At 56.6% G+C, this 20,755-nt stretch carries 17 protein-coding genes and 1 tRNA gene; 17 read left to right on the forward strand and 1 reads right to left on the reverse strand.

The genetic code is table 11. From position 1 onward, the window contains the following. Positions 1-4 precede the first annotated feature (4 nt). From fdhE to RGU44_RS06050, 4 genes are all read left to right on the forward strand, one after another. On the forward strand, positions 5-931 hold the full coding sequence (fdhE, locus tag RGU44_RS06035; RefSeq protein ID WP_322179331.1) for a formate dehydrogenase accessory protein FdhE: 927 nt from the start codon (positions 5-7) through the stop codon (positions 929-931). 67 nt (positions 932-998) lie between these two features. Then, positions 999-2,429 carry an L-seryl-tRNA(Sec) selenium transferase gene (gene selA / locus RGU44_RS06040; protein WP_322216145.1) on the forward strand — a complete coding sequence of 477 codons (1,431 nt, stop codon included), beginning with the start codon at positions 999-1,001 and terminating at the stop codon, positions 2,427-2,429. After that, complete coding sequence (gene selB, locus RGU44_RS06045) at positions 2,426-4,339, forward strand: selenocysteine-specific translation elongation factor (protein ID WP_322216148.1); 1,914 nt, start codon at positions 2,426-2,428, stop codon at positions 4,337-4,339. The genes selA and selB overlap by 4 nt, the downstream gene beginning before the upstream one ends. A gap of 12 nt (positions 4,340-4,351) precedes the next feature. After that, positions 4,352-4,447 (forward strand) — tRNA-Sec (locus tag RGU44_RS06050). 29 nt (positions 4,448-4,476) lie between these two features. Here the strand turns inward: RGU44_RS06050 and RGU44_RS06055 are convergent. Then, positions 4,477-5,376, reverse strand: a complete 900-nt coding sequence (locus RGU44_RS06055; RefSeq protein WP_322216151.1) for a LysR substrate-binding domain-containing protein — start codon at positions 5,374-5,376, stop codon at positions 4,477-4,479. A gap of 405 nt (positions 5,377-5,781) precedes the next feature. Here RGU44_RS06055 and RGU44_RS06060 point away from each other — a divergent pair, with 405 nt between their 5' ends. The 13 genes from RGU44_RS06060 to RGU44_RS06120 all read left to right on the forward strand — a co-directional run bounded on the left by RGU44_RS06060 (position 5,782) and on the right by RGU44_RS06120 (position 20,753). Further along, a complete protein-coding gene (locus RGU44_RS06060) occupies positions 5,782-7,440 on the forward strand; it encodes a DUF1302 domain-containing protein (protein WP_322216153.1) in 1,659 nt (552 codons plus the stop codon). A gap of 33 nt (positions 7,441-7,473) precedes the next feature. Beyond that, positions 7,474-8,829 carry a DUF1329 domain-containing protein gene (locus RGU44_RS06065; protein ID WP_322216155.1) on the forward strand — a complete coding sequence of 452 codons (1,356 nt, stop codon included), beginning with the start codon at positions 7,474-7,476 and terminating at the stop codon, positions 8,827-8,829. A gap of 235 nt (positions 8,830-9,064) precedes the next feature. Further along, positions 9,065-10,078 carry a WD40/YVTN/BNR-like repeat-containing protein gene (locus RGU44_RS06070; RefSeq protein WP_322216157.1) on the forward strand — a complete coding sequence of 338 codons (1,014 nt, stop codon included), beginning with the start codon at positions 9,065-9,067 and terminating at the stop codon, positions 10,076-10,078. After that, positions 10,078-12,477 carry an efflux RND transporter permease subunit gene (locus tag RGU44_RS06075; RefSeq protein ID WP_322179325.1) on the forward strand — a complete coding sequence of 800 codons (2,400 nt, stop codon included), beginning with the start codon at positions 10,078-10,080 and terminating at the stop codon, positions 12,475-12,477. Before RGU44_RS06070 ends, RGU44_RS06075 begins: the two co-directional genes overlap by 1 nt. A 446-nt stretch (positions 12,478-12,923) precedes the next feature. Continuing rightward, positions 12,924-13,988 carry a methyl-accepting chemotaxis protein gene (locus RGU44_RS06080; RefSeq protein ID WP_416194630.1) on the forward strand — a complete coding sequence of 355 codons (1,065 nt, stop codon included), beginning with the start codon at positions 12,924-12,926 and terminating at the stop codon, positions 13,986-13,988. Between the two features lie 122 nt (positions 13,989-14,110). Next, positions 14,111-15,343 carry a sigma-54-dependent Fis family transcriptional regulator gene (locus RGU44_RS06085; RefSeq protein WP_322216158.1) on the forward strand — a complete coding sequence of 411 codons (1,233 nt, stop codon included), beginning with the start codon at positions 14,111-14,113 and terminating at the stop codon, positions 15,341-15,343. 5 nt (positions 15,344-15,348) lie between these two features. Continuing rightward, positions 15,349-15,789 (forward strand): helix-turn-helix domain-containing protein, encoded by a 441-nt coding sequence (locus RGU44_RS06090; protein WP_322216160.1) that lies wholly within the window; start codon positions 15,349-15,351, stop codon positions 15,787-15,789. A gap of 454 nt (positions 15,790-16,243) precedes the next feature. Continuing rightward, positions 16,244-17,173 (forward strand): catechol 2,3-dioxygenase, encoded by a 930-nt coding sequence (locus RGU44_RS06095; RefSeq protein WP_219061755.1) that lies wholly within the window; start codon positions 16,244-16,246, stop codon positions 17,171-17,173. Positions 17,174-17,183: 10 nt separating this feature from the next. Continuing rightward, a complete protein-coding gene (locus tag RGU44_RS06100) occupies positions 17,184-17,477 on the forward strand; it encodes a phenol hydroxylase subunit (protein WP_322179322.1) in 294 nt (97 codons plus the stop codon). 47 nt (positions 17,478-17,524) lie between these two features. Beyond that, positions 17,525-18,517, forward strand: a complete 993-nt coding sequence (locus RGU44_RS06105) for an aromatic/alkene monooxygenase hydroxylase subunit beta (RefSeq protein ID WP_322216164.1) — start codon at positions 17,525-17,527, stop codon at positions 18,515-18,517. Positions 18,518-18,526: 9 nt separating this feature from the next. Then, on the forward strand, positions 18,527-18,796 hold the full coding sequence (locus RGU44_RS06110; protein WP_322179320.1) for an MmoB/DmpM family protein: 270 nt from the start codon (positions 18,527-18,529) through the stop codon (positions 18,794-18,796). Positions 18,797-18,811: 15 nt separating this feature from the next. Next, positions 18,812-20,332, forward strand: a complete 1,521-nt coding sequence (locus RGU44_RS06115; RefSeq protein ID WP_322179319.1) for a YHS domain-containing protein — start codon at positions 18,812-18,814, stop codon at positions 20,330-20,332. 64 nt (positions 20,333-20,396) lie between these two features. After that, positions 20,397-20,753, forward strand: coding sequence for a phenol hydroxylase subunit P4 (locus RGU44_RS06120; RefSeq protein ID WP_322179318.1), 357 nt, complete (start codon positions 20,397-20,399; stop codon positions 20,751-20,753). Positions 20,754-20,755: the final 2 nt, after the last annotated feature.

Consider the following 20,755-nt stretch of genomic DNA (forward strand, 5'->3'; position numbering starts at 1 on the left):
GTTCTTGAGCACGATACTAGAGCCCGGACAGATCGAAGCGTCAGCCAGTGCGCCGCCGTTTCTGTACCTGCCACCGCACACTCTGTTCACGTTACGTGCCCAACGTTTGGAACAGGTGGGCCATGGGCATCCGCTGGCCGACTATCTGATGCTGATAGCCTCTCTTTGCCGCGTCCAGCAGAGCCTGATGGATCAACCGCCGTCAGCCATAATCCCAGACCCCGAGCACGTGCTTTTATGTCAGCAACACGGCTTGCCGCCGCTGGCCGCCGACAGTCTGGTGCGCGAGGACGGTTGGCAGCCGTATCTGGACGCCTTGCTACTGCGTTATCAGGCACCGCCCCAGCCGCCAGTGCAAAATGCCCTCGCGACCTTGCGCAACGCCAGTGCCGGGCAGCGCAGGGCGTGGGCCATCGCATTGCTCAGCGGTCAGTTTGAGGGGGTGCCCGCAGCGCTGGTGCCGTTTCTCGGTGCAGCCTTGCAGGCCGCCTGGAGTCACTGGTTGCTGCACATGCCAACCGTGGACCTGAAGCCCTGCGACAGTCTCGGCCAATGCCCGGCCTGCGGTTCGCCAGCCATGGCGGGGGTGATTCGCCACCGTGGCAAGTACAACGGATTGCGCTACCTGGTGTGTTCGTTATGTGCCTGCGAATGGCATGTGGTGCGGGTCAAATGCATCTACTGCGAACAGAGCAAGGGGCTGAAATATGTCAGCTTCGAAGATGACCGCTATGCAGCCAATCAGGCGCCCCTGCGGGCTGAAATCTGTCCCGGCTGCAACAGCTACCTGAAACTGCTTTACCTGGAAAATGATGCAGAAGCCGAGGCGCTTTCGGCGGACCTGACCAGCCTGACGCTGGACATGCGTCTGGACCTGGATGGCTACCAACGCCAAGCGCCGAACCTGATGCTCACACCGGGAGGAGGTTGAACACAGCGGCTACACTCAGGCTTTCTGTATACACGGACCCACTTCCGCGTCATTCCCGGAGCCCTGAATGCCCTCCAATCCTGCCTCCAGCGTCTTGCGCCTGCCCTCGATAGACAGTCTGCTGCGCAGCCCTGCCTGCCAGCCACTGGCAGAACGGTATGGCCGCGATGCATTGCTCGCCACCCTGCGACAATTGCTTGATGACCTGCGCGAATCGGTTCAGCGGGGTCAGCTTGATGCGGTTGAACTCACGGCGCAGGTATTGGCAGGGAGGGTAGGCGAACGCCTGGCAAACCAGCACGCCAGCCGGGTGCGACGGGTGTTCAATCTCACCGGTACGGTGCTGCACACCAACCTCGGGCGGGCGCTGTTGCCGGAGGAAGCCATTGAGGCCATGCAACAGGCTGCGCGCTATCCGCTCAATCTGGAATTCGACTTGCAAACCGGCAAACGCGGTGACCGCGACGACTTGATTGAAGGCCTGATTCGCAAACTGACCGGCGCGGAAGCGGTGACGGTGGTCAACAACAACGCTGCCGCCGTCTTGCTTGCGCTCAACAGTCTGGGCGCGCGCAAAGAAGGCATTATCTCCCGTGGCGAGTTGATCGAAATCGGCGGCGCATTTCGCATTCCCGACATCATGGCCAGGGCCGGGGTCAAGCTACATGAAGTGGGCACCACCAACCGCACCCATGCCCGTGACTACGAAGCCGCCATTGGACCTCGTAGTGGTCTGTTGATGCGCGTGCACACCAGCAATTACAGCATTCAGGGGTTCACCGCTCAGGTGCCCACCGCCGAACTGGCGCAACTCGCCCACCGTCACGGCCTGCCATTGCTCGAAGATCTGGGCAGCGGCAGTCTGTTGGACTTGACCCGCTGGGGACTGCCCGCGGAACCCACGGTGCGTCAGGCGCTGATCGACGGTGCCGATATAGTGACCTTCAGCGGCGACAAGTTGCTGGGAGGCCCCCAGGCCGGCTTGATCGTAGGCCGCAAGGACCTGATCGCACGAATCAAGAAGAACCCGCTCAAGCGTGCGTTGCGGGTAGACAAACTGACCCTGGCGGCCCTCGAAGCGGTACTGGGTTTGTACCGCGACCCCGACCGACTGGCTGAACGCCTGCCTACCTTGCGCCTGCTCACCCGTCCCCAGACCGATATTTTCGCTCAGGCTGAACGCTTGCGCCCTTTACTGGCGCACGTGTTGGGCGACGACTGGGGCGTCGCGGCGTTGCCAGCGCTGAGCATGATCGGCAGCGGTAGCCAGCCCGTGGCCCGACTGCCCAGCGCCGCATTGTGCCTGACACCGCACGCGCCTAAACGGCTGCGCGGGCGTTGGTTGCAGGGGCTGGAGGCGACATTGCGGGGCTTGCCCATTCCAGTGCTCGGGCGCATCGACGACGACGCCCTATGGTTAGATCTGCGCCAGCTTGACGATGAGACGGCCTGGTTGGCTCAGCTTGATCAACTGCAAGGGCAGGGCCGGGCAGGGTGATCGTTGGCACTGCAGGGCACATCGATCACGGCAAGACCGCCTTGCTCAAGGCCTTGACCGGTCAGTCAGGTGACCGCCGCCGGGAAGAGCGCGAGCGTGGCATCACCATCGACCTGGGTTTCATTTACGCGGTGCTGGAGCCCGGAGCGGCGCTTACCGGTTTTATTGACGTGCCCGGTCATGAGCGCTTCATCCACAACATGCTCGCCGGTATTCAGGGCATTGACTTGGTGTTGCTGGTGGTGGCTGCGGATGATGGGGTGATGCCTCAGACCCGCGAGCATTTGGCGATCATCGAGCTGCTGGGGATCCCTCGGGCGCTGGTGGCGATCAGCAAGTGCGACCGGGTGAACGCGGCACGGGTGCGGGCGGTTCAGGTCGAGGTCGAAACGTTGCTCGCGCCCGGGCCCTATGCTGGGGCGCAGCAGATCGTGTTGTCGAGCGTGACTGGGGAGGGTATCGAGACCCTGCGTCAGGCATTGCTGGATGCACAGCGCGAAATTCAGCAACGCATTGCCTGTGGCGGTTTCCGCTTGGCCATCGATCGTGCCTTTAGCGTTGCCGGTACCGGCATCGTGGTGACCGGGACGGCCTTGGCCGGACAGGTAACAGTGGGCGACACGTTGCTGCTGGGCGCATCCGGCAAGCCCGTGCGGGTGCGCGGTCTGCATGCGCAGAACCAGGCCGCCGTCGAAGGATCGGCCGGGCAACGGTTGGCGTTAAACCTGAGCGCCGAGCGCCTGGCCCTGGAGCAGATCCATCGTGGCGACTGGTTGCTGGCCGAGTGGCTGTATGCGCCCACCCAACGTCTGGACATCGACATGCAACTGCTTGCCAGCGAGACGCGTACCTTTACACATTTCAGCCCGGTGCACGTACACCTGGGCACTCAAGATGTCACCGCTCGGGTCGCATTACTAGAGGGTGAAAGCCTGGCGCCGGGGCACCGAATGTTCGCGCAATTGTTGGTGAATGCGCCACTGCAGGCGGTGCAGGGTGATCACCTGGTCCTGCGTGACCAGAGCGCCCAACGCACCCTTGGCGGGGGGCGGGTGCTCGACCCGTTTGCACCGGCACGCCAGCGGCGCAGTCCGGCCCGGCTGGCACAGCTACAGGCCTTGGCCGACACCAACACCCTGGAACAGGTCTTGCCGACGCTGTTCGGCAATAGCGACGCAGGGCTCGACCCACAACGCCTTGAGCGCCAGTTCAATCGCCTGCGCGCCACGTGGCAGCTACCGGCCGATATCCTCGTGATTGCCACGCGCCAAGGGCCGCGATTGTTCAGCGATGCCCATTGGCAGGCCCTGAAAGCCCGGATGCTGGAGCAACTCGCGCGCTTTCATCAACTGGAACCCGACCAATTGGGACCGGACCGTGATCGTTTGCGTCGATTCGCAGGCATGTCGCTGGACCGACCGACCTTCATCAGCCTGCTCGACGAATTGCTGGCCGGCGGCGCCATTGCCGCCAGTGGCCCTTGGTTGCATTTACCCGAACACCAGGTGCGTCTGAGCGAAGAAGACGAGGTGCTGTGGCTGCAGCTGAAGCCGCTGTTCGAACAGGCGGGTTTCGACTCGCCCTGGGTCCGCGATCTGGCCAATGCGACTCATCATGATGAAGCGGCCGTGCGCTTGCTGCTGCGCAAATTGGCGCGGTTGGGGCAGGTCCATCAAGTGGTACGCGACCTGTTTTACACTGACGCCACGGTACGCCAGTTGGCAGCTATGCTGTTGCAACTGTCCGCGGATAATCCAGTGATACCGGCAGCCGCATTTCGCGATGCAGTGGGCATCGGCCGCAAGCGCAGTATCCAGATTCTCGAGTTCTTCGACCGTATTGGCTTGACCCGACGGCTCGGCGACCAGCGCCGTATCCGTCCGGATAATGCACTCGCACAGAGTTCGTGAGACTGATTTCAAGGAAGGCAATCGCGCCCGGTGGCGCGGCCGGGCTTCAAACCCGGTTGGGGACGGCATCCGTTCCCGGGCAGGTTCGACTCCCGCTGCCTTCCGCCATTTCACCCCGCACAGACGGAGTCCTCAGATCAAGGCGTTCTTCGTGTGCGAAAATCCCGAACTATTTCTAGAAATGAACTGAGAATCGGAGAACGGTCATCGGTCCGGTAAATGCAACTCAAGTCGACTTGAGCGTTATCGGGCTCCTCGCTCAGGGCCCGGTAAACCACGCCCGGCAGAGCAAGCACTGAGGCCGACTCCGGCACCAAGCAGACGCCAAAGTTACTTGCCACCAAGGCCACTCCGGTCACGGTATCGCCCACCTCCTGCGCAACCTGTGGGATGAACCCCGCTTTTTCACACATGCTCATGACTTTATCGACAAAGTTTGGACGCGAGCCCGTGGGAAACAGGATCAATGGATGATTGGCCAGGCAGTGAAACGGGACGATAGTTTCGTGTGCCAGAGGATGATTTTCGTTGACTGCCAGTAACAGCTTTTCCGTGATAACGAGCTCATTGGAAATGTCGGACGACGGCGTGATAAATCGGTTGAAGCCCGCGTCGATTCGACGTTGACGCAAGGCTTCAATTTGTTCGTCCTTATTCATGTTGTGCAAAACAATTTTTACGTCTGGATGGGTGTTGCGGAATGCCAATAGCAACTTAGGGATGGTATCAAGAATGCCCGAGCCAAAGATGCCGATATCGAGCTTGCCCAGCTTCCCCTGACCGGCTCTTTGCGTACGTTCGGTTGCCTGCTCGACCACTGAGTGAATATTGCGAGCTTCAGCGAGGAACAACTCACCGGCCTGAGTCAGTTCCATACCGCGTGGTGTGCGAATGAATAACTGTACGCCCAACTCATCTTCAAGCTGCTGGATCTGTCGAGTCAACGGAGGCTGGGAGATGTGTAAACGGATGGATGCCCGGCGCATATTCAGTTCCTCCGCAACAGCGATGAAGTAGCGAATATGGCGTAGATCCATGTGCGGTAAACCTTTCGGGTGATTGCTCAGTACGCGAGAGGCACTGAGGGGAGGCGATCATGGTATTGGAGTTCCACGCATTCAACCAATACATTTTGCCACCATCGCGTTGGCCGGTTGAACGCGCTGGAAGAACCATCAAGCATGCTCCGTCAATGCTTGATTCATTGATCCTCCTGATGCCCGTGTGTCACCGCAGCCCGCACCTGAACGGGAGACCCTCCACGACGGCTAGCCATAACGTGCATAGCGATACCTGATAGGTATCAGGTTGGCAGGTTTTTGGTATTGGACGGTAACCCTCAAGACCCATAGTTTCGTGTACATCGGCTGTCGGTAAGCGCGAAGCAAATGTTCGCGGCGTCAGCACGAAATTACAAAAACAAAAAAAATCGAGGAGACGATATGGGTAACAATACCTATCAACCAAATGCTTCCTTTCGCTATCGATCAGCACTGGCACTTGGCGTACTCGCTGGATTGTCGATGAGCAGTGCAACCTATGCATTTCAGATCGATTCCGGTAATCCTGACATTCAGATGTCATTGGATAACACAATCAAATACAGCGCTGCATGGCGGGTTCGCGGTGCAGACTCCAAGGTCGCGAATAACTCAACCGGTGTTCAGGCCAACACCAACGATGGTGATCTAAACTTTGACCGTGGGTTGATTTCCGACCGCCTTGATCTGTTGTCTGAATTCGATCTGCGATTCAAGCGTAACTTCGGTCTGCGCCTCAGCGGTGCCGCCTGGTATGACGATGTCTATAACCATTCCAACGACAACCCAGGCGCGTTGAATGGCGCGCTGGTGAATTCCCGCTCTGCCAGTTATGACCATTTCACTCACGCGACCCAGAAACTACAGGGGCGTGACGCTGAGATGTTGGACTCGTTCGTTTACGGTAGTTTTACCCCAGCGGATATGCAGCTCAACGTTAAAGCGGGCCGTTTTACCCAGCTCTACGGTGAAAGCCTGTTCTTCGGCAGTAACGGTATTGCGGCAGCACAAACGTCGCTCGACTTGATCAAGGCGCTTTCAGTTCCCAACTCTCAGTTCAAGGAGATTCTTCGGCCCATTGATCAGCTCTCTGGGCAATTGCAGATCAATTCAAACGTGTCCATTGGCGCCTATTACCAGTTGGAATGGCGCAAAAGCCGTTTGCCCGCCGCAGGCAGTTACTTCAGTTTTGCCGACTTCATTGATAACGGCGGCGAGTCGCTGATCATGGGGCCGGGGGTCTCGTTCTCCCGGGGTCGTGATATTGATGCCAAGAATTCGGGGCAGGGCGGCGTCCAGCTAAAATTTAGTACAGGCGATGTGGAATACGGTATTTACGCGGCGCAGTTCCACGACAAGATGCCTCAGTTTTATGTTCACCCCGATACCGGCTCTTACGAGGAGGTCTTCGGCGAGAATATCCGTACGATAGGCGCTAGCTTCAGTACCCTGGTCGGTGAAGCCAACGTCGCTGGAGAGGTTTCTTTCCGTAGCAACATGCCGTTGGTAGCCTCCGGGAATACGGTGATCGTGCCCTCTAGCCTGGGGGCAAATGGCGACAGCAAAGCGGCCTTCCCTGTGGGCCGCACTCTGCATGCCAATTTGTCAGCGATTGATGTTTTGGCGGCTACGCCGTTTTGGGATGGCGCATCCGTTATCGGTGAACTTGCCTTTAACCGACTCTTGAGCGTCACTGAAAATCGAGATCAGTTGGACCCATCGGCAACGCGTGACGCGAGCGCGCTGCAATTCATCTTTACGCCCGAGTACTTTCAGGTTGCCCCTGGGCTGGACCTGCAGGCTCCGATCGGTGTGAGCTATGGGATTTCTGGCCGTTCTGCAGTCAATGGTGTGCTAATGCCCTCAGAACATGGTGGCAACGTCACCGTTGGGTTGAAAGGTGATTACATGAAAACCTGGCAGACCAGCCTCAACTACACGCATTACTACGGGCCTGCCGGTTCAGTTATCAAGTACGACACCAACGTTCCCGAACTTTCCTACCAGAACTTCCACGGCGACCGTGATTTCATTTCGTTGTCGGTTCAACGCACTTTTTAAGTTTGAATTTTTTCCCGCCTGAGGGGTACCACAATGTATAAGAAAACCGTTTTATGGGCGGCGTTGGTTGCCAGTTTTATAACCACGCAGATGGCACACGCTGCCGTGAGCGCAGACGAAGCTGCGAAGCTTAAAAGCAGCCTGACACCGCTCGGCGGAGAGATGTCGGCAAATAAGGACGGCAGTATCCCGGCCTGGAGCGGGGTCAAGGGATTGTCGGCGTCCAGTGAAAAAGTCGGTGATATCCCCGTCAAGTTGTTTGCGGATGAGAAGCCGCAGACAAAGATCACTGCACAGAATATGGGGCCGTACGCGGATAAATTGTCCGAAGGCACTCAAGCGTTGCTGAAGAAGTACCCTGATACTTTTCGCCTGGATGTTTACCCCACTCATCGTACGGCGGCAGCGCCGCAGTATGTCTATGACAACACGATGAAAAATGCCACCCAGTGCAAGGTTCAAGACAATGGCATGTCTTTGCAGGGTTGCTATGGCGGCGTGCCGTTCCCGATTCCAAAATCAGGGGTTGAGGCTATTTGGAACCACTTGTTGCGCGTCGAAAGTGAAGCCACTGAAGTCTCCAACTTCAAAAACATCATTTTGACTTCCGATGGCTCGCGGGCCATGGCGACAATGAATGACCAGTCCAATCAATACCCGTACTACTACAAAGATGGTTCGGCAGACAAATGGAGCGGCGAATACTTCCTGCAGCGTTTCAGCACCATTGCACCGCCCTTCAAGGCCGGGGAATCTCTGGTGTTTCGTGACAGCATCAACGTCAGTCAGGCACGTCAGGCATGGCAGTACCTGGTCGGCCAGCGGCGTGTGCGCCGAGCACCGACAGTGGCGTATGACACGCCTGACTTCGTGGCATCAGGTGCGAACTACTTCGATGAAGTTATGGGCTTGATGGGGCATGTCGACCGCTATGACTGGAAGTTGGTGGGCAAGCGGGAGATGTACGTACCTTACAACACCAATGAAGTGGTCATCGATTCGCTGGATCAGGCGTACGGCAAGCACCATTTGAATCCTGACAAGGTGCGTTGGGAGTTGCACCGCGTGTGGGAAGTGGAGGCGACCGTTGCCGCTGGCAAGCGTCATGCGGTGCCCAAGCGTCGTTACTACCTCGACGAAGACTCCTGGATGGTGTTGCTGATGGATGGCTACGACAGTGAAGGCAAGCTGTGGCGTACCACTCAGATTACGCCGTTCGTGTTGCCATCAGTGCCAATGCTGGAACTCAAGCCCGCGCATGTATTCAACTTGCAGGCCAATACCATGAGTTCATCGCAATCACTTAACGAGGCCACTTTCCATGTGGTCGGACGCAAGCCCGAGACCTACTTTACCGGCGACTCGGTAGGTGCCGAAGGCGTACGTTAAATCACGCGCTTGCAGTGTCGCCACTGAGCCCCGCAGGCACAGTGGCGACAGTCTCTTCTCATCATTTTTTTGCCTCATCCATGCAGTGCTTGACGCTGAGATCTGGGCAGAGAGATGTATTCGAGTACGTCAGATGCACATGTTAAATGCGCTCAAAAGGTCGACGGCCTTTGCCGTCGCCACACTTTGTCTTTCCTGCCTGGCCAGCCTTTGCGTTGCAGCAGGACAATCGGTCGTGCCCGATGTGCTCGACCTTCCTGCACAACAGAACACACGGGCACGGCAGGGTTTGTTACTGGCTGTGGCCCAGGCAGGCCAGCGCCTGGTCGCTGTCGGCGAGCGCGGTAGCGTTCTGCTTTCCGACGACGCAGGGCATTCATGGCGTCAAGCCAAGAGCGTGCCGGTAAGTGTGCTGCTGACCGACGTGGACTTCCCGACACCAACCCAGGGTTGGGCGGTGGGGCACAGCGGTGTGGTCTTGCACAGCACCGATGCAGGCGAAACCTGGCAGCGTCAGCTTGACGGCCAGAAAGTCGCGCAGGTGATTCTCGACGATGCCCGCCAGCGCGCCGATGCTGGCCAAGAGGGCGCTGCCGCAGAGGTGCGTAGTGCCGGGTTCCTGATAAGCGATGGTCCGGACAAGCCTTTTTTGAGCGTGCGGTTTAGTGATGAGCAGCATGGCTATGTGGTGGGTGCTTACGGCATAGCACTCACCACTGCAGACGGCGGCCAGAGCTGGCAATCGCTGGTTGGACGAATCCCTAACCCACGTGGCAAGCACCTTTATCAGGTACAGATCAATCATCAAGAATTGCTGATAGCCGGTGAACAAGGCGTGTTATTTAGCTCAATAGATGGAGGCAGCCATTTCAGTGAGATCTCCACACCCTACAAGGGCACCTTCTTCGGTGTGCTGAATCTTGAGGGCGATACGCTGCTGGCCTACGGTCTACGCGGCAATGTCTGGCGCAGTCCGGATCACGGGGCCAACTGGCAACGGGTGGCGCCGGAACAATCGGTGACACTTACCGCCGCAAGACGACTGCACGACGGTTCTTTGCTGCTCGCTGACGAAAGTGGACGCCTGTTACGCAGTACTGACGACGGCCGCAGTTTTGTGGCTCTCAAAACCCAAGCGCAAGCCGGGCTCAGCGGTGTAGTCGAGTCGGCGGAGGGTGCTCTGATCATTTTCGGCGCGCGCGGGCTGTCCCGGATTGAGCCGGGTACATTAGTTTCGGGAGTTCAATAATGAATCATGCGCAGCTTATTCCCTCGGAAGCTGTCATAAGCGACCTGCAGGCGTTCGATAAACAATCAGGAACACTTTGTGAACGGTTGTTGTTCAACAACCGCATAGTGATCGTTGCACTGTGTTTGTTCATCACGCTGTTGCTGGGTTATCAGGCGCGTGGGCTCTCGCTCAATGCGGCATTCGAGAAGATGATCCCTACGGGTCATCCTTACATTGTCAACTTCCTGGAAAACCGCAAGCAGCTGTCTGGCATGGGCAACACGCTACGCATTGCGGTGGAGGCCAAAGACGGTAATATTTTCAGTGCTGAGTATCTGGAAACGGTACGCAAGCTTAGTGATGAAGTCTTCCTGCTGCCGGGTGTCGACCGCCCTTATATGAAGTCGCTGTGGGCACCAGCCGTACGCTGGACAGGCGTGACCGAAGAAGGTTTGGACGGCGGGCCGGTTATTCCCGATAACTATGATGGGTCTGTGCCAAGCCTTGAGCAGGTCCGAATAAACGTCGAGCGCTCAGGTGAAGTTGGCCAGTTGGTGGCGGCGAACTATAAGTCGAGCATCGTGCTGGTTCCCCTTCAGGAAAAAGTCTCTGAAACCGGCGAGCGGATTGACTATCACGCACTCTCCCTGCGTGTTGAGCAATTGCGCACCAAATACGAGTCGGACAAAATTGCAATCCACATTACCGGCTTCGCCAAGGTAGTGGGTGACCTGATTGATGGCCTGAGACAGGTCCTGGTGTTCTTTGCCGCAGCCATCGTCATCTGCACTGCGGTACTTTTTTGGTACACCCGCTGCCTGCGTAGCACCTTGCTGGTGGTGTTCTGTTCAATGGTCGCGGTGGTATGGCTACTGGGTCTTTTACCTACGCTTGGTTACGAGCTTGATCCTTACTCGATCCTGGTGCCTTTTCTGGTGTTCGCTATTGGCATGAGCCACGGTGCGCAGAAGATGAACGGCATCATGCAGGACGTCGGTCGTGGGACGCACCGATGGGTGGCTGCGCGCTATACCTTTCGACGCTTGTTCCTGGCGGGCATGACCGCGTTGCTGGCCGATGCGGTCGGTTTCGCTGTGTTGATGGTGATAGACATCCAGGTCATACGGGATCTTGCTATCACGGCGAGTATCGGCGTCGCTGTGCTGATTTTCACCAACCTTGTGCTGCTGCCAATCCTGCTTTCTTACACGGGAGTCAGCCCTGCGGCAGCGAAGCGCAGCCTCAAGGCAGAACTGTCGGAAAACAACGACACGCAGCACAGGAAGCATCCGTTCTGGGCGTTCCTCGACCTGTTTACCCGACGCTTCTGGGCGACCGTGGCCGTGGCAGTGGGCCTGGTTTTGGGCATCATCGGTCTGATGGTGAGCACCCATCTGAAAATTGGCGATACCGATCCTGGCGCACCGGAGCTGCGTGCGGATTCGCGTTACAACCGTGATAACGCCTTTATGGTGGACAACTACGCGGCGAGCAGTGATGTGTTCATCATCATGGTCAAGACACCGCAATACGCGTGTGCTCACTACAGCACGCTGATGGCTGTCGATGCGCTGTCGCATGAATTGCAGAAACTGCCTGGGGTCGAGGCCATCAGTTCGCTGGCAGGTATCGCCAAGGTGGCTAACGCAGGGATGAACGAAGGCAGTCTCAAATGGTTCGAAGTGCCACGTTCGCAAGACATGCTCAATGCCATTATTACTCGCGCCCCGCGTGAGATGTTCAACCAGAATTGCGACTTGCTCACGGTGTATGCCTACCTCAAGGACCATAAAGCCGATACGTTGACAAGCGTGGTCGGCGTGGTCGAAGGCTTCGCGGCTAAATACAACAGCGATGACATCCGCTTTCTCAATGCCGCGGGCAACGCCGGCATTGAGGCCGCCACCAATATCGTGGTGAAAAAGGCCAACGTTCAAATGCTGTTCCTGGTCTACGCGGCGGTGATCGTGCTGGCGTTCATTACCTTTCGCTCATGGCGTGCGGTTGTCTGTGCGGTGGTGCCGCTGATGATTACTTCCGTACTGTGTGAGGCGTTGATGGTGTGGCTGAATATCGGCGTCAAGGTTGCCACTCTGCCAGTGATCGCCCTCGGTGTGGGTATAGGCGTGGATTACGCGCTGTACGTGATGACCGTGACGCTGGCGCGGATGAAGGAGGGCATGTCGCTCTCGGAGGCTTACTACAAGGCGTTGATCTTTACCGGCAAGGTGGTGGTGTTAACCGGTATCACCTTGGGGATTGCGGTCGCGACGTGGGTCTGGTCGCCGATCAAGTTCCAGGCTGACATGGGTATTTTGCTGGCGTTCATGTTTGTCTGGAACATGCTCGGAGCGCTGATCTTGTTACCCGCGCTGGCCCACTTTTTGTTGAAGCCCAAACAGGGCGTTGCGATCTGACCGGCGAGAAGGGTGCATTGACTATGAGCACTATATGGAGCGGTCACGGCCGTGATCTGATCAACACCATTTTTCTGGCAACTGGCGCAATGCTTGGAGGGTTTGACGTAGGCGGACTGCATTGGCTTTGGGCCATTTTGACGGCGCTGCTTGCATGGGGGCTGCTAAGTGGCAGTTCGCGACGTGAACGAGCGATCGCGGCTGCGCTGAACAACACCCTTGTGATGCTGGCAGATCCTCAGCCCGCACCGACAAGCATGCAGGATTCGATGGCGCGCTTGCTGGTGGTATTACAAGACAAGGTCGAGTCGGTTCAGCGCATGAATGTACTGGCCTCGGAGTTGACGATTTCCGCAGGCACCTTGGTCTCGGGTTTCACCGAGGCCATTGGCACGGCGGATCGGCAGTCAGAGTTGGCGGTGAACTCAATGGTCGAAGTCCAAGGTATGGCTGAGCGCGCGCGGACCACGTCGGGCGAGGCCATTGCACTGGCCTCGTCCACTACCGATGCTCGCAATCAGGTGTCTGGTGGTGGCGAGCAGGTGCAGCAGGTGGCCGCCGCGATGGTCGATCTGGCCAATGTGGTGGCAGGAGTGGGTGAGGAGTTTGATGGTGTTCGTCATCAAATTGCACGCATCAGCGAGATCGTTGCCATTATCAGGAGCATCGCCGGGCAAACTAATTTGTTGGCGCTCAATGCCGCTATTGAGGCTGCCCGAGCGGGTGAACAAGGCCGGGGTTTCAGTGTGGTCGCTGATGAAGTCCGCAAGCTGGCTGAGAGCACAGGCGACGCCACACTGGGCGTCGGAGAAATCATCGCTCTGATCGGCGACGGTATTGACCGTCTTGAACAGCGCCTGGCTCAGGCTCGCCAGGAAGCCACCGAGGGTGTGAAACAAGCCGACGATGCTTGCGGTGTGCTGAAGGGTATTGCAGGTACTGCGCAAAATACCGTTAGCGCGGTGGAGGAGATTGCCCAGCGTGCCAGTGTCGAAGTGCAGAAGACAGGGCAATTGCTGGAAGACTCTGGTGGTGTGGCCCGCTTGGCGAGCGAGCTGGATAACCGGGTCAACGACTGCAATGCGGGCTTACGCCAATTGATGTTGGGTCTGGTGGATCTGAAAGTATTGGCGAACAAAATAGATGTCAGTCGTAATGCGCTGGCCTCCATGATTGACGCAATCGAAGAAGTTCGTGCTCACAACATAATGGTTTTGAATGCCCGCGCTACCTCGCAGATGCTGCCGCATATAGAGCGGATACGCTCTCTGGACACAGAAATCGATCATCTGCTGGGGCGTGCGCAATTGGATGGAGGGGCAGGGGGTGAAGCACGTAAAGCTCATTTCTCCCGTTTGCGGGAAGCTTTGGACGGCTATCGCGTGCTTCGTGATGAACTGCTCAATGCTGCCCAAGGCGGGAAGCTGAAACAGATACGTGAGCGCACGACTCCTTTGATCAGAAACGCTTACCTAAAAGTCAAAGAGGCGTGTGTCGCGTTATCCGCATAAACTAAGACCCATGCAGCGAACGCTTCAGATCGCACGCACAATAAAAAACGCAATCGATTTTGGTGAGTTTTACCGTCCTCAAGATCGAAAGGCTCGTGCTTCGTTACGTTTTAGGAATGTTCATGATCGAGCAACCCCTTGCCGAACGCTTCAATTTGCGTTCACGGCTGCGCTTTAATATCGAGAGCGGGCAGATCTGGCTCGACGAAAACCGCATGCTGCTGCTTCACGCCAAGGCCTTCGGGGCCTTGCGCCAAGAGTTGTTTGAGTCGCTTGGGTCCAAGCGCGCCAAAGGACTTTTGTTTCGCATGGGTTTTGCAGCTGGCCAGCATGATGCCGACCTTGCGCAAAAGCTCTATGGCGAGGGTGACGACTTTGACGTTTTCAAGATCGGCCCTGAGCTGCACGCGTTTGAAGGTCTGGTTCGATCAACCATCACCGAAGCAAAAATAGACTGGGAAAAAGGGACATTTTTCGGCGAAGTGAAATGTGAAAACTCATGGGAAGCTGAATCGCATCTGCAATTATTTGGTGCTGGCGATGAGGCTGCTTGCTGGCACCTGTCGGGCTATGCATCGGGTTATACCTCTCGATTCTTCAAGCGCTTCATTGTTTTTCGTGAAACCAAATGCGTGTGTTGTGGTGACCCTAACTGCGTGCTGGTTGGCAAACCGGTGGAAGACTGGGGAGATGACACTTTCCTCGAACACTGTCTGGAGCCAAAGGATAAGGAGACTTCTTTTGAACAGTTGCAAGAGGAGCTGTGGCAAGTGCGTGGTCGTCAGCGCGAACAGCGTCCGCCTGGCAAGCTGGTGGGCAGCTCCCCAGCGTTTAGTGCTGCTTTCAGTTTGCTCAGTAAGGCAGCCAGCAGTCCTATAACGGTTTTACTCTTGGGTGAAACCGGGGTCGGCAAAGAGGTATTTGCCCAGTGGCTGCACGAAAACAGTGATCGTGCAGATAAACCGTTTGTAGCCATCAACTGTGCAGCGATTCCCAATGACCTGATCGAATCAGAGCTTTTTGGTGTGCAGAAAGGAGCCTATACCGGCGCGCAGAATTCACGACCAGGCAAGTTCGAGCGAGCCGATGGTGGCACGTTATTCCTTGATGAACTGGGTGAGCTTTCCCCTTCGGCCCAGGTGAAACTCTTGCGGGTACTGCAAACCGGAGAAGTCGAGCGACTGGGCGACGATAAGCCCCGCAAGGTCAGTGTGCGGCTGGTTGCCGCCACCAACGTCAATCTGCAACAAGCCATTGCCGATGGTCGTTTTCGCGCCGACCTCTACTACCGCCTGGCGACCTATCCATTAGAAATCCCCCCCTGCGCAAGCGCAAGTCGGATATTCCGGTGTTAGTCTCGGTGCTTATCGAAAAATACTCACCGCTCTATCACAAGACTATTCACGGTATCAGCGATCTGGCGATGCAAGAGCTGATGGCCTATGACTGGCCGGGCAATGTCCGTGAGCTTGAAAACCTGGTTGAGCGTTCTGTTTTGCTTGCTCCTTCAGGGGGACAAATTGAGGTGGAACATCTGTTCCCTGGTATGGCTCCCGTGACTGCGCTCGGTGCTGTAATTGACAGGCAGGGGAAGGTGGGGAATGCGGATGAAGCCAGGAAAGATAAACTTTACGATAGTTTACTGGATGAGGGCTTCGATCTTCAGGCACATGAAGCTCGTCTTTTGCAGCTCGCTGTTTTGCGGGCCAATGGCAACCTCACCCACGCGGCACGTCTACTCGGCATAACCCGTCGTCAGTTGGCGTATCGGGTAAAACAGGTATTGGGTGATATCGAATAGGCCCCGGATAGCGCCTGACAAAAGCGTACACCTATCAATCCATAGGTGCTCTTTAATCCAGGCATTCCTGTGACATGACCGTGAAGGCGGAAGGAATGCCTGTTTTTTAAGAAGCCTTATGCCAAACACGTCGCCCGACGTGTTTTTTTTGCCCATCTAACGGTCACTCCAGGCTCATTTGCCAGTGGGTGGACATCGTTTTGCTCGGGATATCGCGTTTTGCTGATGTGCGGCCTTACGTTTTTGTAAGGCGTGGGTGGCGAATGGACAGAAACGTCATCCTATGAGGGGGGCTTATTCTTTTGTTTATCTATTAAAAACCATATAAATCAATTAGTTGAAGTTATTGGCATCCTCTATGCAAAGTTAGATCGAGACTGTAAGTCCGGCTTGTCGCTAGCCCGAAAGGGCACGCGTAGAGCCAACCTCATCTAGCCAATAATGGAGACAACAAATGGCGATGACAGGTGTATTGCGTCCAGGGCATGCCCAGGTGCGCGTGTTGAACCTTGAAGAAGGCATCCACTTTTACCGCAACGTGCTGGGCCTGGTGGAAACCGGGCGTGATGACCAGGGGCGCGTGTACTTTAAATGCTGGGACGAGCGTGATCACAACTGCTATGTGATTCGTGAGGCGGACACCGCTGGCATCGATTTCTTTGGCTTCAAGGTGTTGGACAAGGCCACTCTGGAAAAACTTGATGCCGACCTGCAAGCATACGGTTTGGTCACTACACGCATCCCGGCCGGTGAAATGCTGGAAACCGGCGAGCGCGTGCGCTTCGAGTTGCCATCCGGCCATCTGATCGAGTTGTATGCGGAGAAAACCCGTATAGGTAACGGCATTCCCCAAGTCAACCCGGCTCCGTGGAACGCTCAGCGCGAACATGGCATCGCCCCTATCCAGCTGGACCATTGCTTGCTGTATGGCCCGAATATCGCCGAAGTGAAGAAGATCTTCACCGACGTCTTGGGCTTCTTTCTGGTTGAGCGCGTACTCAGCCCGGATGGCGACAGCGACATGGGCATCTGGTTGTCCTGCTCGCACAAAGTCCATGACATCGCCTTCGTCGAGTATCCGGAGAAGGGCAAGCTGCACCACTGTTCATTCCTCCTCGAGTCGTGGGAGCAAGTGTTGCGTGCCGGCGACATCATGTCGATGAACGAAGTGAACGTTGATATTGGCCCTACCCGTCATGGCGTAACCCGCGGCTGCACCATCTATGCGTGGGATCCCTCAGGCAATCGTTTTGAAACCTTCATGGGCGGCTACCACCCTTATCCAGATTACGAGCCGCTGTCTTGGACCTACGACAACTTCGCCCAAGGCCTCGACTACCCGCAGCGCAAACTGCACGAGACCTTTCTGACTGTAGTGACCTGAGGGCACATCTATGGCTTTGCCCGATGAGTCACTGGAAATGCAGCCGGCCGACCTGGATACGCAAAAGCGTTTTGTACGGGTTACCGGCAATCGCGGGAGCCGCTTTGTCGAGTTCGACTTCGCCATTGGCGAGCCAGGGTTATTCGTTGAAATGATCCTGACTCATGAAGCATTCGCCGAGTTCTGCGCCACGAACAAGGTTGCGTTGATGCCCGCGCCGACTGCGGCTATGGACGAGGAAGATGCTTCGGCTGATTGGGATTGGCGACTCGCTGACGCCACACAGGTTCGTTTCAAAAACTAATCGAATTGGGCGTTTCACCTCAGGTGAAACGCTTGTGGGAGATACACATGCATATAGATCTTCGCACGGTCAGCATCCAGCCATTGCGACAGACGTTTGATCACTTGGCCCGTCGTTTTGGCGACAAGCCCTCTTCGCGCTATCAGGAAGGCAGCTACGACATCCAGCCTGAGGAAAATCTGCACTACCTGCCGACCTGGGACCCGGAGCAGGCGCTTTACGACGCCAGCATCACCAAGATCGTGATGCGCGACTGGTACGCCTTGAAAGACCCGCGCCAGTTTTACTACAGCACCTACACGCTGGCGCGCGCGCGTCAGCAAGAGAACACCGAAGCGAACTTCAACTTCGTTGAAACCCGCGGCCTGGCCGACATGCTTTCAGACGATCTGCGCAGCTCCGCGCTCAATCTGTTGGTGCCGCTGCGTCACGCTGCCTGGGGCGCCAATCTCAACAACACCTTTATCTGCGGTTACGGCTACAGCACGGTGTTTACCCAGCCGTGTATGTACCACGCGATGGATAACCTGGGTTCGGCTCAATACCTGTCGCGGATTGGTCTGCTGCTGGGTGGCACCGAAGCCCTGGAAGAGGGCAAGGCCGCCTGGATGGAAGGAGACACCTGGCAAGCACTGCGTCGTTATACCGAGGACTGCATGGCGGTACGCGATCCGTTCGAGCTGTTTGTTGCGCAAAACGTGGCCCTGGATGGCTTGCTCTATCCGCTGGTGTACGGGCGCATCGTGGATGACCGGTTTGCGGCCAATGGCGGCTCGGCGGTGGCCATGCTGACTCAATTCATGAGCGACTGGTTTGAGGAGACCCGCAAATGGGTCGATGCGGTCATGAAGGTAGCGGCCGCTGAGTCCGAGCAAAACCGCGAGCAATTACAGGCCTGGACAGCCGTTTGGCGTGATCGCGCTGCAGCCGCCTTGCTGCCGGTGATCGGGCAGGTTTTTGCGGGCCAGGCCGATGAGGTCATGGCTGAGCAATTGATCGTCTTCAAGGCTCGCCTTGAAAAAACCGGCGTCGTGGTCTGAGAGGTTTCTATGTCGACTGTGTTTATTGCATTGCAAACCAATGAAGAGACTCGCCCCATTATCGAGGCGATTGAAATAGATAACCCCGAGGCCGTGGTCAATCGCGAACCGGCGATGGTCAAAATCAATGCGCCTGGCCGCTTGGTCATTCGCCGAGAAACCATTGAAGAACAGATGGGTCGCAGCTTTGATATGCAAGAGCTGAATATCAACCTGATCACGCTCTCCGGCAACGTCGTTGAAGACGAAGACTCCTTGACCCTGACCTGGGGCAACTAAGCGAGAATATTTAGCATGGACATGAAAGCAAATAATAAAAAAATGAATGCGAAAGAAAAGTACCGGTTGTTGACGCGCGACCTGGCGTGGGAACCGTCTTATCGCACCGAGGAAGAACTCTTTCCCTACATTGCCTATGAAGGGCTGAAGATCCATGACTGGAACAAGTGGGAAGATCCGTTCCGCTTGACCATGGATGCGTACTGGAAGTATCAGGCGGAAAAAGAGCGTAAGTTTTACGCGATTATCGACGCCCATGCGCAGAATAACGGCCATCTGAATATTACCGATGCACGCTACCTGTCGGCCTTGAAAATATTTCTGCAGGCCATCAGTCCGGGTGAGTACGCCGCGCATAAAGGGTTTGCCCGTGTGGGCCGTGAGTTTCGCGGTGTGGGGACGCAAGTGGCCTGCCAGATGCAGGCCATTGATGAAATTCGCCACGCCCAGACGCAAGTCCACGCACTGTCCAATTACAACAAGTTCTACAACGGCTTCCATGCGTTTGCTGATCAGCGTGACCGCATCTGGTACACGTCTGTGGCGCGCTCGTTCTTTGACGATGCGATGTCGGCCGGTCCGTTTGAGTTCATGATTGCCATCGGCTTCTCGTTCGAATACGTGCTGACCAACCTGCTGTTCGTACCGTTCATGTCCGGCGCAGCTTACAACGGTGACATGGCCACGGTGACCTTCGGCTTCTCGGCCCAGTCGGATGAAGCGCGGCACATGACCTTGGGGCTTGAATGCATCAAGTTCATGCTCGAGCAGGATCCGGACAACCTGCCCATCGTTCAGGGCTGGATCGACAAGTGGTTCTGGCGTGGCTTCCGGGTTCTCGGCCTGGTCAGCACCATGATGGATTACATGCTGCCCAAGCGCGTCATGTCGTGGCGCGAGGCGTGGGATATTTACGGTGCAGAGAACGGCGGTGCGCTGTTCAAGGACCTGGCGCGTTACGGTATTCGTCCACCGAAGAGCTGGGATGACGCCGAAGCAGGCATCGACCACATGTCTCACCAGTTCATGTTGGGTCTTTACCAGTGGAGCTTTGGTACTGCCTTTCATGCATGGATCCCCTCGGATGAGGACCTGCAATGGTTATCTGCCAAGTACCCCACCACGTTCGACAAGTATTACCGGCCACGCTGGGAACACATCAAAAAGCTGGCGGCGGCAGGTACGCCGTTCAAGAACTATGGCCTGGCTAAACTGTGCCAGTGCTGCCAGTTGCCGACGGTATTTACCGAGCCAAATGATCCGACGCTTACTTGCCACCGTGAAGTTGAATACAAAGGCGATAAGTATCACTTCTGCTCTGATCATTGCCTGGAAATTTTCAATAATGAGCCGGAGAAATATATCCAGGCATGGCTGCCCATGCCTGCACTCTTCCAAGCGCCGCTCAATGGTGATCTGGCTGCCTGGATGGAGTGGGTTTCGCTGAAAGACGGTCAGGACAATGGTGATTTTGCCGATTCCCAGGACCGCCACAACTTCGAACTGTGGCGTGGTCTGGCGACGTCGAACCAGTAAGCCTCTAAAGGGGGTGGTCGTTAGTTGAAGCGGCCACGCCCAACACAATAATAAGGAGAACAAAATGCCTGTAGTCGCCCTTAAAGAGTACGTAGGCGTTGCCCGTGATCGCGTTGAGAATTTCAACGGCAAACAGCTGGTGTACGTCAGCTGGGATCACCATCTGCTTTTTGCTGCCCCGTTCCTGCTTTGTCTGCCGCCGCAGACTACTTTCGCCGAGTTGATTCAGGTCGCTCTCGAGCCGCTGCTGCAAGCGGACCCGGATACCGCAGCGATTAACTGGCGCACTGTCGAGTGGCTCAAGGGCAACCGGCCTTGGGTGCCCGACTTCAATCTCAGCCTGGCCGACAATGCTATCGGCCACAAAGATCAGCTGCGTTTCAGTACGCCGGGCCTCAACACTATTTGCGCAGTTAGCTGAGA

The organism is Pseudomonas sp. 5C2 (assembly GCF_034314155.1).
In the GTDB taxonomy this organism is placed as follows: Bacteria; Pseudomonadota; Gammaproteobacteria; order Pseudomonadales; family Pseudomonadaceae; genus Aquipseudomonas.